This window comes from Streptomyces sp. NPDC107575 (genome assembly GCF_055657265.1).
Map to the genome: position 1 here is coordinate 1,420,387 of NZ_JBVKBG010000002.1, position 13,441 is coordinate 1,433,827.

Sequence of the window (13,441 nt, forward strand, 5' to 3'; positions counted from 1 at the left end):
GTTCGTTGCATGTCCAGGTCCATGAGGGCGCTGGTCCCACGACGATCCGCCGATGCCCGCTCGGCCCGGCCGCAGCAGGCGGCAGTCCCCCCGGCCGGACACTACTGTCAGACCCATGACTGACAACGCGCTGCGCTCCGTGTCCATCGAACGTGCCGGTCCGGGGCGGTTCACCGCGACCAATGTCCGCGGGGGCACGGTGACCTTCGGGACTGGCTCGGATGAGGACTTCACGCCGGTCGAGCTCTTGCTCGCCGCGCTCGGGGGCTGCACCGCGGTCGACGTGGAGGCCGCCACGACGCGGCATGCCGAGCCGGCCACGTTCACCATCACGGCGTCCGGCGACAAGGTCGAGGACGAGGGTGGCAACCGGATGACGGATCTCGCGGTCACCTTCCATGTCACGTTCCCCGACGGGCCTGAGGGGGACCGGTCCCGTACGATCCTGCCGCGGGCCGTGAAGAGCTCGCACGACCGCCTGTGCACGGTGAGCCGCACCGTGGAGGCGGGCACACCGGTCACCGCGACCGTGGCGCCGGACGCCTAGCGATCCTCAGTCCCTACGGGGCCCGGTAGGCGGATGCCGCGCAGGTTTTCCTGAGGGTCGAGGAAGGCGAGTGTCCGGCCCGCGGCCAGAGGGACGCTGGTGCCGAAGCTTGCCGTGAACTCGCCCTTCCACAACGTACGGCCGTCGGCGGAACGCAGGACGCGTGTCGTCTGCCGGCTCTGGAACAGCCGGGCGGTGCGGGTGTGCCGGATCATCGTGTACGTGCCCGCGGAGGCGATGTCGAGGTCCGTACCGCCCTCGGACCGCCAGCGCTCCTTGCCGTCGTCGGCGTTGAGGCAGACGACGCCGTCGGCCGTGGGCAGGACGAAGCCGTCGGGGGTGGCCACCGCGTCGGGGGCACGGTCCCCGTTGGGGGCCTCACCCTTGAAGGTCCACTTCTCCTTCCCGGTGCGGACGTCGATGGCCGTGGGGCTGGTGCGCTCGCCCTTGAGGCGGGGAAGCAGGAGCGTGGTGCCGGAGAGCGGGGCCGCCGGGGGATCCTTCTCCTCGATGCTGCCGGGGGCCACCGTCGTGACGTCGGCCAGAGGGACGCGCCACTTCTCCTTCCCGGTGCGGGCACCGAGCAGGACGAGATCGATGCGCTTCTTGGTGACCCTGTCGTGGAAGAGGACGGCATCATCCGTGCGCTGCGGCCCGCTGATGCGCCGGCCCAGATCGGTGTACAGATTCATGTCGGGCTGGTCCCACAGCCGCTTTCCGGTCCCTCCGTCGAGTGCCGTCGAGCCCACCAGGGCCATGTCCCCGATCCCCGCGATGGGGCCTGAGTCGTCCAACTGCTGGGTCCAGCGTTCCCTCCCCGTACGTGCGTCGAAGGCGGTGACCGTCTGCCGGTAGGGATCGCCGTTGCCGAAGAGCACCAGTCCGCTGCGGTCGAGGACGTGCAGGCTGTAGTCGTCCTTGTCGTACAGTTCCCGCTTCCAGCGGGTCCTGCCGGTGGCGCCGTCGAGTACGTACAGCATGGCGATCCGGTCCTGGGGCAGCTGCATCAACGCGAGCACGGTCTCGCCGTCGTCGATCGCGGCCGCCTCCGAGTCTCCGGCCAGGGGCCACTCGAGGCGCAGGTCGCGCTTCCAGAGGTGCTTGCCGGTGGACAGTTCGAACGCCTGGAACGCGGCGCCGTCGTGTGCGGGGATGAAGCAGCGTGTGCCGGACAGGATGGGCTGGTCCCAGCCTCCGCGGCGTTCGCCGAGGCCGTGCGACCAGGCGAACGCGTCCTGTCCGGGGTCGGCGGAGAGATAGACGCCCGCCGAAATGGCGGCCGTGGCCACCGCGGCGAATCCGGCGCCGCCCAGCAGCAGTCCACGGCGGCTCAACTCGGGGCGGGCGCCGGGTTCCGGGGCGCTGGGACGCGCGGCCGTGACGGTGGCGGCGGCATCGAGGCGTGCGGGGGCGGCGGGCGCGGGCTCCCGATCGACCACGGTGGGCGGGTGTCCGGGGCGCGGTGCCGGCACCGGGGCCGCGGGGGCGGCCCGTCCCTCCAGTTCGCGCAGCGCGTCGCCGAGTTCGGTGGCCGAGCCGTACCGCTCCTGAGGGTCCTTCGCCAGCAGGCGCAGGATCAACGCGTCCCACGCGGGCGAGAGGTCCGGTGCGACGCTGCTGGGCGCTGGTGGCGCGTCGTTGAGGTGCGCCGTCAGAAAGCCGAGGGTGTCGGGTGCGGTGAACGGCAGCCTGCCGGTGCGCAGTTCGAACAGGACGCAGCCCATCGCGTACAGGTCGCTGCTCTGCTCCGGGTAGCCGCGGGCCTGTTCGGGTGCCATGTACGCGGCCGTGCCGATGACCAGTCCGGTGCGGGTGAGGCGGCCGTCGGTGGCCGAGGCGTCGGCGGCCCGCGCGATCCCGAAGTCCAGGACCTTGATCCGGTCCGACGGTGTCACGAAGAGGTTGGCGGGCTTGATGTCACGGTGCAGCACACCTGCGGCGTGCGCCTCCGCGAGCGCCTCGCAGATCTGCCCGCCCCACCGGGCCGCCTGCGCGCCGCCGACCGGGCCCCGCTGGAGGGTGGCCTCCAGGCCCTCGCCGCGCAGCAACTCCATGACCAGGAAGGGGGTGCTGCCCTCGGGGGTGACGGCCGTTCCGACATCGTGCACGGTCACGATGTGCGGATGCTGCAGCGCGGCGGTGATCCGTGCCTCGCGCAGAAAGCGGGCGCGTGCCTCGTCGGCGCTGCTGCCGCCGCCCGCGAGCATCGAGATCACCTTGACGGCGACCGGGCGCCCCAGGATCTCGTCGCGGGCCTCCCACACTTCCCCCATCCCGCCCTGGCCCAGCGGCCTGACGAGCCGGTACCGGTCGGCCAGTATGCGATCCGCCACGTCTCAAGTCCCCCAGATTGCACCGTGGTTCAGCAAAGTGATCGCAGCGTAGCCCTGTGGCGCGGGGCGTGTGTACGGTCGGGTGTATGGCGAAACTATGGAGGTCGGCCTTCGCCCACGTGTGTACGGGAGCGGCGGACGACCGCCGCATTCGCCGGCTGAGGGACAAGCACCCACAGATCCCGGGCCAGTACCCGCGTCCGCTGCCTGGCGAGCACCCCCTGTGGCATCCGCGCTGGATCCCTGTCTGCCACGACGAGAGCGGAAACCTGCTCTTCGTCACCCACGCAGAAGGCGAAGAGGCGGGCAGGGTAGGCGTGTTCGAGCACGGCGACGGTGCCACTTTCCCGGAAGACCCGGCCTTCGGCAGCCTCACCCGCCTCCTGGAGGCCACCGCGCAGGCCCTGCGCTGCTTCAGCTTTCAGATCTGGGGCGAGTGGGAGCCCTGCGTGGACGACCAGGGCTTCCTGGAATGGCGGGAAGTCTGAGCCTGCGGATCGGGGTGCAACTCGCCGTACGTTACTGGGGGTTGCTCCACCCGGTCGTCCTGGAATACGCGTCCAGCAGGTCCACCACGAAGACGAGGGTCGAGCCCGGCGGGATCAACGGGGTGGGGGGCTGTTTGCCGTAACCGAGACGTGGGGGAATGACGATCTCGCGTCGGCCGCCGACCTTCATGCCCCGCACCCCGCGGTCCCAGCCCTTGATGGCTTTGCCGCCGCCCACGGCGAACTTGAACGGCTCGCCCCGGTCCCAGGAGGCGTCGAACTCCTTCCCGGACGCGAAGGTCACCCCGACGTAGTGGACCTTGACCACCATGCCGGGCTTCACCTCGGGTCCGTCCCCGACGACGAGGTCCCGGACGGTCAGCTCGGTGGGAGCGTCGCCCTCCGGGACATCGACCTCGGGCTTCGTCTTCGGCGGTTCGTCCATTGCCTCTCAGTACTTTCCGTCGGGGCCCGTCGTACGGGCCGGCCGGGCACATGGGCACCCCGTGCAGTGGATGCCCACGCTATCGAGTCGAGGACGCGATGCCGATCCACGGCGCACGTCCCCTCCGGCGGCCGCCCTCAGGAGAAGACGACGAGCGCGTACAGCAGGAACGCCATCAGGTGGGCGCCGCCGTGCACCGCGGTCACCTTCTTGCCGAAGAAGGATGTCACCGTCAGCAGCAGGGTGACGCCGAGCAGGACGAGGTTCGCAGGTGTCTCGGCGAGGTGGACGGTCTGGCCGGTGAACAGGCCGATGGTGAGGACGGCCGGAATGGTCAGGCCGACCGTGGAGACCAGGGCGCCGTGGCACAGGTTGCTCACCCGCTGGATCTCTCCGGTGTACGCGGCGCGGATGGTGGTGATCGTCTCCGGCAGGAAGACGATCATCGCGATGAGGATGCCCGACAGTTCCACCGGGGCGCCGATGCGGCCGAGTCCTTCGTCGAGGAGGGTGGCCATGTCGTGGGAGAGCAGCACGACCGGGATGACGGTGAGGACGAGCACCACGGCGCGTGACAGTACCTCGGTCCGGTGGGCCGCCAGGACGTCCTTGATGCCGGGGTGGCTCGGGCCCCCTGTGGCTGCCGCGGACGCGGCCGGCTCGGTGGTGACCTCCTGGAAGTCGCCGCTCTGGGCGCCCATCTGGCGCCAGAGGAAGAACACGTACAGCGCCAGGGTGGAGACGAGGATCGGCACCTCCTGGCCGGCCGTGTAGGCGCCGTCGGTACCGATCAGGCCGGGCAGCGCGAACGCCGTCGCGAGCAGGACCACCAGCAGGGACACGTACGAGGAGACACCGGCGCGGTTGGGCCGCAGGCTGCCGTGGCGGATGCCCGCGACGAGCAGCGCGATGCCGACGACGAGGTTGAGGATGATCATGGATACGGCCATCACCGAGTCACGGGCGATGGTCGCGTGTTCCCCGGGGCCGAGCATCACGGACGAGATCAGGATGACCTCGATCACCACGATCGACAGGGTCAGGACCAGGGTTCCGTAGGGGTCTCCCAGCCGGTGGGAGAGGCGCTCGGCCTGGGTGACGACCCCGAAGGCGCAGGCCACGATGACGAGGACGATGACCGCGAGCAGCCCGAACAGGACCGGGGTCGAGAGCGGACCCTCCAGCGCGGGGCCCGCGACGAGCAGTGCGCCGAAGGCGATCCAGCCGAGCAGCAGCTGTGCCAGGGCCCGGGGAGTGAGGACGTTTCGGATGCCAGAGACGACCGACACGGGTCAGATCTCCCAATCTGCGGGCCGTCCCGGCGCTTGTCTCTCACGCACGGGCCGTCCCGGGCGCACCTACTGCTTCACAGGGTACCGGAGTACGGGGCGGTTGCCGTCCTGAGCTGGGCCTGGGCGGGATTTCGGTGGATGTCGCAGCCTGCGGTGACCAGGGTGAGGGCCGTGGCGGAGCGCAGGGGTGTCCATGTGGCCGACTACGACCCGAGCTGGCCCCGGCGGGCCGCGCGTGCCATCGATGCGCTTCGGGCGGCGGTGCCCGGGCTGTTCGCGGAGATCGAGCACATCGGCTCGACGGCCGTCCCCGGCCTTGCGGCCAAGCCCGTCATCGACCTGATGGCCGCCGTCCACGACCTCGCGCACGCCGCACTCCACCAGGCGGCGCACGTACAGGAACTCACCGACCGTGCGCGCGCACAACGCGGTCTGCCGTCGATGCCCCCGGGGGAGAAGCGGTGACCCGGCGCCGCTGACGCCCACTGATATTCGCTCGACAGGACACCCCTTGTCCCCGTCAACCCATTCCTATACCGTGTTTATTAAAGCCGGTTTCCATATAGGTGATGGGGGCAATGGACACTGCACGGGAGGCCGTTCAGGTGGAGCGGGCGGCGAATCAGGTCGCGTGTCTGGGGGTGCTGGCCGAGGCCGACGAGGCGTGCACGATCGGTGTGATCAGTGAGGCCACCGGCCTGTCGCGGCCGACGGTGCGGGCCGTGCTCGACGACCTCGTCGAGCTCGGGATGGTCGAGGGTGTCAGCGCCGCGTCGGCGGGGCCCGGGCGGCCCGCGCGTGCCTTCCGGTTCGCTCGGGAGGGCGGCCTGGTCGCCGGGGTCGACCTGGGGCCCCGAGGGGCGCGCGCGGTCATCTGCGACCTGTCCGGCCGCCGGGCGGGCTACGCGGAGGCCGCGCCCGACGAGCACGCCGACCGGCATGCCGATCTCGCGTTGATCTCGCGCGCGCTCGACGCCGCGGCCGGCTCGTCGCTCGATCTGGCACGGCTGCGGGCGGTCGGCATCGCGCTGCCCGGTGTCGTCGAGGCGGACGGGCGGCTGCGGGCCAGTCTCGCGATGCCGGACCTGGCGGGTCTGCCGGTCGCGGAGCTGCTGGCCAAGGAGCTCGGCCAAATGCCCGTGGTCGTGGACAACGACATCAAGCTGGCCGGGCTCGCGGAACAGCGCGCGGGCGCGGGCCGCGGGTACTCCGATGTCGTCTATCTGCAGATCGGTCACCGGCTGTCCGTGTCGATCGTGCTGGACGGTGCGATCCGGCAGGGCAGTCACCGCCTCGCGGGCGAACTCGGCGCGCAGCGCGGCATGCGCTGGACGCGCAACGCGCGGCGCGGGCAGTTGGTCTGGTCGTCGCGCCGGACGAGCGCGCAGGTGCTGAGCGCCGCCGCCGCGGGCGATGCCGACGCGCAGGCCGAGGTCGAGGACTTCTGCGCGCAGATCGCCGAGCGGGTCGCCACCGTGCTGCTCGTGGTCGACCCCGAGGTCGTGGTCGTACGGGGCGGGGCGGCCAAGGACGTCGGAGCGCTGCTGCGGCCGCTCGAGGCCGCGATCGGGAAGGAGCTGGTCTCGCCCGAGCGCCCGGCGTTCGTCGCGTCCGGCCTGGGGCGCGAGGCGGTGGTGCTCGGCGCCGTCGGCAACGCGTTCGACCGGTGCGGTTCAGAGATCTACGGGGTCCACGGCTATCCCAGCCCGTGGGCCCGCATCACACACGACGTGGAGGGGATCACCAAGTGAAGCTCGGAGTCAGTTCGTACTGCTTCCGCCAGCTCATCGGCAGCGGCGAGATGGACCTGATCGGTGTGCTGGACTGGGTCGCGGCCTCGAAGGCCGGGCACATCGAGATCGCCGCGACGGACGGGGCGTACTACCTGGAGAACGAACGCGTCGTACGGGACACGGCCAAGCACGCCGAGAACGTCGGCGTGCCGATCGTCAACTACCTGGTGAGCGGTGACCTGCGGGAGGCGGACGGCGCCGAAGTCGACCGGCTGCGGCGGCAGTTGGACGTCGCGCAGGCCTTCGGTGCCGGGATCTTCCGGCACGACGTCGCGCCGTGGGCCTGGCGCGAGCGGGACCCGGGGGAGTTCGAGTCGACGTTCGAGAAGGTCGTCGAGGGCTGCCGCCAGGTCGCCGACCACGCGGCGGAGCTCGGCATGGTGTCGACCATCGAGAACCACGGCTTCTTCATGAACGGCGGCGAGCGTCTCGCCCGCCTCGTGCACGCCGTGGACCGCCCGAACTTCCGCGTCACGCTCGACCTCGGCAACGGCCTGTGCGTCGGCGAGGTGCCGGGGAAGACCGCCGCCGACCTCATCGACGTGGCGGCGTCCATCGGCGTGAAGGACTTCCACATCCGCCGCTCCGCGGGGGAGGGCTGGCTCAAGACCCTTGCAGGTGACTATCTCCTGGGCGCCGTCTCGGGCCACGGCGACGTCGATCTGCCCGGCCTGCTCGCCCTGGCCGCCACCAAGCCCGACGTGCCGGTGAGCCTGGAATTCGAGGGCATGGAAGCGCCGCTGACCGCCATCGAGCAATCCCTTGCGAACATACTTCGACTGACGACGGAAGGCGTGGCCTGAGATGACGACGCGTATCGCTGTGATCGGCCTCGGGGCCATCGCCACCGAGCACCTGAGTGCCTATCAGAAGAACGAGCGGGCCGAGCTGGTCGCCGTGTGCGACATCGACCCGGAGCGCGCCAAGGCCCGCGCCGAGCAGTTCGACGTGCCGCGGGCCACGACCGACGTCACGGAGATCCTCTCCGACCCGGACGTGGACGCCGTCAGCGTCTGCGTGCCGAACACCCTGCACGCCCCCATCGCCGAAGCGGCGCTGCGGGCCGGGAAGAACGTACTGATCGAGAAGCCGATGACGGTCACCGTCGCCGAGGCCGAGTCCCTTGTGCGGGCCGTCGAGGAGACCGGGAAGGCGCTGCAGATCGGCTACGTACGCCGGTTCGCACCGAACGCGCTGGTCACCAAGCGGTTCCTGGACGCGGGCGAGTTCGGTGACATCTACGCCGCGCGCGCCACGCTGCTGCGGGCCGCCGGGAACCCGGGTGGCTGGTTCGGCGATGTGGAGCTGTCGGGCGGCGGCCCGCTGATCGACCTGGGCGTGCACATCATCGACCTGTGCTGGTACCTGATGGGTCGGCCGAAGGCGGTGTCCGCGTCCGGTGTCACCTTCGCGCCGCTGGGCGCGCGCAACAACATCCAGAACCTCAAGCGGTACCGTGCCGCCTCCGCGGACCGGCCCAACACCGTGGAGGACTACGTCACCGCGCAGATCCGCTTCGAGGACGGCCAGGTGCTCGACGTGGACACCTCGTACTCGCTGCACGCGCGCAACGAGATCAGTGTGCGCATCCACGGCGACAAGGGCGGCGCGGAGATCGAGCCCGAACTGCTGATGCTCACCGAGCGGCACGACACCCTGCTGCAGGTGCGGCCGCAGATCGACTCGCTCGGCTTTGACTTCAAGACCGGGTTCGCGAACCAGATCGACCACTTCCTGCGGATCTGCCGGGGCGAGATACCGGCCGACGCCACCGCGGAACAGGGCCTGGAGATGGCCCGCATGCTCAGCGCCGTCTATGCGTCCGCGAAGAGCGGCGCCGAGGTGAAGATCGAGCGCTGACGCGGCGCCGTCTCAGTTGCCCGGGACCGGCCCGTCCCGGGCAACTGGCGTGCCGCCGCCGTTCCTTGACCGCCGAGCGGAACGGGTCGTACCGCCCGCACCGGCTGCACGGTTTGCAACGCGGATCACGTTTCAGTCGCCACTTCCCAAAGGGTCTAGACCTCATGGTGAGAACGTGATGAGAATCTGCGTGCTCACGGGCTTATCACGGGCACCATCACTTCCCTGCTGCACTGCTGTAAGAGGAGCCACCACCCATGAACCGACGCGTCATCGCAGCCATCAGCACCGCCCTGGCACTCGGGCTCACCGCGACCGCCTGCGGAGGGGGTGACTCGGAGGCCGACGGCGGGACCGACGGCAAGGGCAAGACGCTCACCGTCTGGATCATGGAGGGCACCAACCCCGACGCCAAGCCCTTCTTCAAGGAGGCCGCCGCCGCCTTCGAGAAGAAGACCGGCGCCAAGATCAAGGTCGAGTACCAGCAGTGGGCCAGCGCCCAGCGGAAGTTCACCACCGCCATCGAGGGCGGCGCCGACCAGGTGCCCGACGTCGCCGAGGTCGGCACCACCTGGGTGCCGGGCTTCGCCGACAAGGGGGCGCTCGTCGACGTCTCCAAGGAGGTCGACGAGGCCGGCCTCACCGACGACCTCGTCCCCGCCCTCAAGGACGCGGGCACCCTGGGCGGCAAGCAGTACGGCATGCCCTGGTACGCGGGCGTGCGCTCGGTCGTCTACCGCAAGGACATCTTCGAGAAGCACGACATCAAGCCCCCGACCAACTGGGACGAGCTGCGCTCGGCCGCCAAGACCCTGAAGAAGGACGAGCCGAAGATGCTCGCCTTCCCCGTCGCCGGCGGCGCGGAGATGTTCGCGACACCGTTCATCTGGGGCGCGGGCGGCGAACTCGCCGTGAAGCAGGGCGGCAAGTGGAAGTCGGGCATCAACTCGAAGAAGTCCGTCGAGGGCATCACCGCCTACACCGACTTCGCGCTCAAGGACAAGGTGTCCCCGGCCAAGGTGAACACCTGGACCGAGAAGGAGGTCGGCGACGCCTGGAACAAGGGCGAGGTCGCCATGTCCCTCTCCGGCAACTGGACCCCGAAGGCCTTCACCGCCGCCAACCCCGACCTCAAGGGCAAGCTCGGCGCCATCCCGATCCCCGGCAAGGACGGCGGCATGTCCCCGTCGTTCCTCGGCGGCTCCTACCTCTCCGCGTTCAAGACGGACAAGCAGGCGCTGTCGTGGGAGTTCATCAAGCTCCTCACCACCGGCAAGTTCGCCAAGAAGTGGGCTGAGCAGTCCAGCTACCTGCCGCCCACCAACACCGACCTCGACAAGATGCCTGACAAGGACGACGCGCTGGTCAAGCCGTTCGTCAAGCAGTTCAAGGACGGCGGCGCGAGCGTCCCCAAGGCGAAGTCGTACACCGAGATCCAGGCCACCCAGGTCATCCCGAAGATGATCCAGTCGATCCTGGCGGGCAAGTCCACGCCGCAGCAGGCGGCCGACAAGGCGGCCAAGGAAATGGACGCGATCTTCGCGCAGAGCGAGTGACACCCCTCGTCGCACGGCGTACGTGACGGCGGCGCGCGGGGAGCGACTCCCACGGCCGAACGGTGAGTGACTCGCCGGACCGAACGGTGAGTGACTCCCAGGACCGACCGGCGAGTCACTCCCGCGCCGCCCCCTCAACTCTCCCCGCACATCCGACATTTGAGAGCGCCCCATGAACCGCACGCTCGCCACCGGGACCGTGGACGCCCCGGAGAGCCAGGGCAGCCGGCCGCCCGTGCCCCCGCCCTCGCCCGAGTCCGAACGCCTGCTCAGGCGCAAGCGCCGCACCACCCTCACCCGGCCCTGGCTGCTGCTCGCCCCCTCCCTCGTCGTCCTCGCGGGACTGCTGCTGTGGCCGATGATCCAGGTCGGGATCCTGTCGCTGCAGGACTACGAGGTGAAGTTCGGCGGCGGCGTCGCCACCTTCACCGGCTTCGACCACTACGTCGAACTCCTCAGCGGCGACCTGCTGTGGAAGACGGTGCTGCCCAACACCGCGTTCTTCGCGGTGGCCTGCGTCGGCCTGACGGTGGCGCTCGGCACCGCGATCGCCCTGCTCCTCAACCGGCTCGGCACGGTCTGGCGGACCATCTGCTCCACCGCGATCATGGCCGCCTGGGCGATGCCCGCGGTGACCGGCACGTATGTGTGGATCTGGCTCTTCCAGCCGGGCGACGGCCTGTTCAGCGCGCTGGTGGGCGGCTCCGACTCCAGCAACTGGTTCACCGACCGCCTCTCCTTCTACGCCATCGGGACCCTCAACGTGGTCCACCACGGCTTCCCGTTCGTCGCGATCACCGTCTTCGCCGGGCTCCTGACCATCCCCAAGGAGCTGTACGAAGCGGCGATGCTGGACGGCGCGAACGCCTGGCAGCGGTTCTGGAAGGTCACCGTGCCCGCCATCAAGCCGGTGTTCCTCGTGGTCACGATCCTGTCGACCATCTGGGACTTCAAGGTGTTCACGCAGATCTTCCTGATGCCCGGAGGCCAGGGCCAGAACGAGCAGGTCGAGAACCTCGGCGTCTACTCGTACCTCGAGGCCTTCGCCAAGGAGGACTACGGAATGGGCGCCGCCGCGGCGGTCCTGCTCACTCTCCTCCTGCTCGTGATCACCATCATCTACATCCGCACCCTGTTCCGGCAGGGCGAGGAGGACCTGTGAGCACCACCGACATGCCCGCGACGACGCGGTCCTCCCTCGGTTCCAAGGTCGGTCTGCCGGCGGCCGTCGCCGCACTCCTGATCTTCACGCTCTTCCCGATCTACTGGATGGTCTCGACGGCCCTGGACCCGAAGGCCCAGAGCCGCGGAGCGGACCTGCTGCCCGGCGGCCTCACCTTCGACCACTTCACCACGGTCTTCGAACGCGGCAACTTCGGTACGTACCTGCTGAATTCGGCGATCGTCGGCCTGGGCACGGTCGTGGTCTCGGCGGCCCTCGCGCTGTTCGCGGCCGTCGCGGTCGCCCGCTTCAAGTTCAAGTTCCGCACCTCGGTGCTGGTCATGGTCCTGATCGTGCAGATGGTGCCGCTCGAGGCGCTCGTCATCCCGCTGTTCATCCAGATGCGCGACTACGACATGCTCAACAGCCTCCTCGGCCTGACCATCGTCTACACCGCACTGTCGCTGCCCTTCGCCATTTGGACGCTGCGGGGCTTCGTGCAGACCGTGCCCAAGGACATCGAGGAGGCGGCGTACATCGACGGCTGCTCCTGGTGGCGCATGTTCCGCTCCGTGCTGCTGCCGCTGGTCGCGCCCGGCCTTGTCGCCACGTCGATCTTCGCGTTCATCACCGCGTGGAACGAGTTCGTCTTCGCGTACACCTTCATGAAGAGCAGCGACAAGTACACGGCCGCGGTCGGCATCTTCCAGTTCTTCGGTGAGAACACCACCAGCTGGGGCCCGGTGATGGCCAGCTCCACCCTGGTCACGGTCCCGGTCCTGATCTTCTTCGTGGCGGTCCAGCACCGGCTGGCGTCGGGGCTCGCGGCGGGGGCGGTCAAGGGCTGACGCTCCCGCGGGCTCAGTCCTGCTGCCACTGCCTGTTGTCCTGGTCCTCGTCGGGGACGGGGCCCAGGAGGGCCCAGCCGGGCGGGGGTTCGGCGGATGGCTTCAGAGGGCCTTCGACGGATCCGTGGCTGCTTCGGTGGGGGAGGTGTGTCCCGCCTCTGTCGCGGTCGCGGCGGGCCGGGGCTTCTGCCGGCGACCGGGGTCAGCCGACGACCGGAGGGTCGTGCTGAGTGCCGCGGCCGCGACGTAGAGGCCGACGAACGTCCAGATCAGTGCCGTCATGTGGGCCGCGCCGCCGAGCAGGCCGACCAGGGCAGGGCCCACGAACGCGGAGAGGCCCGCGGCGAGGCTGTAGACGGCGAGGGCGTTCGCGCTGTCGGTGCGCGGGACGAGTCCCGGCATGAGGGCCGTGAGCGGCACGAAGCCGGCGAGCCCGATGCCGAAGACGCCCCAACACAGCAGCGTCACCCAGAAGTTGGGGCCAACGGCGAGAGGTACGTAGTACAGGAGCAGCAGCCCCGCCGCGCACAGCACGCAGCCGAACCAGGTCACCGTGCGCCGCCAGCCGAACCGGTCGCCCAGGACGCCGAAGAACAGGTTCGCGAAGATGTTGGCGGTGTAGACGCAGGTGACGAGCAGCAGGTACGTGTGCTGCGAGAAGCCGATCGTGCGGGTGAAGTGGAGCGGGGCCACGACGAACAGCGCGAAGTTCGGGGCGGTGTTGACGAGCCGCACGAACGCGCCGATCGCGACCTGCCGGTTGCGCAGGATCGTGATGCCGCGCATCAGCCCGCGCAGGGGGTGGTCGGTGCCGCCCTGCAGAGTCGGCCCGGCGTGGCGCAGGTCGCGCACGCCGAGCAGTGCGATGAGCGCGCCGACGGCGACGATGGCCGAGGCGACCCAGAAGGTGCCGAACTCGCCGACGAGCGGGATCGAGGCGCTGGCGACCAGGGAGCCGAGGGTGGGCAGTCCCGCGCCGAAGACGAACCAGAACCAGCCGACGGACGTGCCGCGTTGGGACGCGGGGGCGGCCTGGGTGATCCAGACGAGGAACGCGTAGGCGAAGAAGGGGTAGCTGATCCCGCGCAGCCCGTAGAAGACGGTGACCAGGGTCGCC

At 69.8% G+C, this 13,441-nt stretch carries 13 protein-coding genes; 9 read left to right on the plus strand and 4 right to left on the minus strand.

Features of this window, described 5'->3' with window-relative positions; genetic code table 11:
- The first annotated feature begins 115 nt into the window (after nt 1-115).
- Nucleotides 116-547: an OsmC family protein gene (locus tag ACZ7L4_RS13105; protein ID WP_472101905.1), complete on the plus strand. Its 432-nt coding sequence runs from the start codon at nt 116-118 to the stop codon at nt 545-547.
- Here ACZ7L4_RS13105 and ACZ7L4_RS13110 read toward each other — a convergent pair.
- Nucleotides 544-2,880: a protein kinase domain-containing protein gene (locus tag ACZ7L4_RS13110; RefSeq protein WP_472101907.1), complete on the minus strand. Its 2,337-nt coding sequence runs from the start codon at nt 2,878-2,880 to the stop codon at nt 544-546. The genes ACZ7L4_RS13105 and ACZ7L4_RS13110 overlap by 4 nt on opposite strands.
- 86 nt (nt 2,881-2,966) lie before the next feature.
- On the opposite strand from ACZ7L4_RS13110, the gene ACZ7L4_RS13115 reads away from it, so the two are divergent.
- The gene (locus tag ACZ7L4_RS13115) at nt 2,967-3,368 is read left to right on the plus strand and encodes a hypothetical protein (RefSeq protein WP_472101909.1); all 402 of its coding nucleotides are present in this window, start codon (nt 2,967-2,969) and stop codon (nt 3,366-3,368) included.
- Between the two features lie 31 nt (nt 3,369-3,399).
- On the opposite strand, the gene ACZ7L4_RS13120 is transcribed toward ACZ7L4_RS13115, so the two are convergent.
- Together ACZ7L4_RS13120 and ACZ7L4_RS13125 are read right to left on the minus strand one after the other, a co-directional pair.
- Nucleotides 3,400-3,813, minus strand: coding sequence for an FKBP-type peptidyl-prolyl cis-trans isomerase (locus tag ACZ7L4_RS13120; RefSeq protein ID WP_472101911.1), 414 nt, complete (start codon nt 3,811-3,813; stop codon nt 3,400-3,402).
- A 137-nt stretch (nt 3,814-3,950) separates the two neighbouring features.
- A complete protein-coding gene (locus ACZ7L4_RS13125) occupies nt 3,951-5,102 on the minus strand; it encodes a calcium:cation antiporter (protein WP_472101913.1) in 1,152 nt (383 codons plus the stop codon).
- Nucleotides 5,103-5,276: 174 nt separating this feature from the next.
- Between ACZ7L4_RS13125 and ACZ7L4_RS13130 the strand changes: the two genes are divergently transcribed.
- The 7 genes from ACZ7L4_RS13130 (at nt 5,277) to ACZ7L4_RS13160 (ending at nt 12,324) form a co-directional block, all read left to right on the plus strand.
- Nucleotides 5,277-5,570 (plus strand): GrpB family protein, encoded by a 294-nt coding sequence (locus tag ACZ7L4_RS13130; RefSeq protein WP_472101915.1) that lies wholly within the window; start codon nt 5,277-5,279, stop codon nt 5,568-5,570.
- 113 nt (nt 5,571-5,683) lie between these two features.
- Nucleotides 5,684-6,856, plus strand: coding sequence for an ROK family transcriptional regulator (locus ACZ7L4_RS13135; protein ID WP_472101917.1), 1,173 nt, complete (start codon nt 5,684-5,686; stop codon nt 6,854-6,856).
- Nucleotides 6,853-7,701, plus strand: a complete 849-nt coding sequence (locus tag ACZ7L4_RS13140) for a sugar phosphate isomerase/epimerase family protein (RefSeq protein WP_472101919.1) — start codon at nt 6,853-6,855, stop codon at nt 7,699-7,701. The genes ACZ7L4_RS13135 and ACZ7L4_RS13140 overlap by 4 nt, the downstream gene beginning before the upstream one ends.
- 1 nt (nt 7,702) lies before the next feature.
- Nucleotides 7,703-8,758 (plus strand): Gfo/Idh/MocA family protein, encoded by a 1,056-nt coding sequence (locus ACZ7L4_RS13145; RefSeq protein WP_472101921.1) that lies wholly within the window; start codon nt 7,703-7,705, stop codon nt 8,756-8,758.
- A gap of 257 nt (nt 8,759-9,015) precedes the next feature.
- Complete coding sequence (locus ACZ7L4_RS13150) at nt 9,016-10,314, plus strand: sugar ABC transporter substrate-binding protein (protein ID WP_472101923.1); 1,299 nt, start codon at nt 9,016-9,018, stop codon at nt 10,312-10,314.
- A gap of 172 nt (nt 10,315-10,486) precedes the next feature.
- Entirely contained in the window at nt 10,487-11,476 is a 990-nt protein-coding gene (locus ACZ7L4_RS13155; protein WP_472101925.1) for a carbohydrate ABC transporter permease, read from the plus strand.
- A gap of 11 nt (nt 11,477-11,487) precedes the next feature.
- Complete coding sequence (locus ACZ7L4_RS13160) at nt 11,488-12,324, plus strand: carbohydrate ABC transporter permease (protein WP_472102036.1); 837 nt, start codon at nt 11,488-11,490, stop codon at nt 12,322-12,324.
- Nucleotides 12,325-12,426: 102 nt separating this feature from the next.
- Here the strand turns inward: ACZ7L4_RS13160 and ACZ7L4_RS13165 are convergent.
- A partial coding sequence (locus tag ACZ7L4_RS13165; RefSeq protein WP_472101927.1) for an MFS transporter occupies nt 12,427-13,441 on the minus strand: 1,015 nt, incomplete at its 5' end.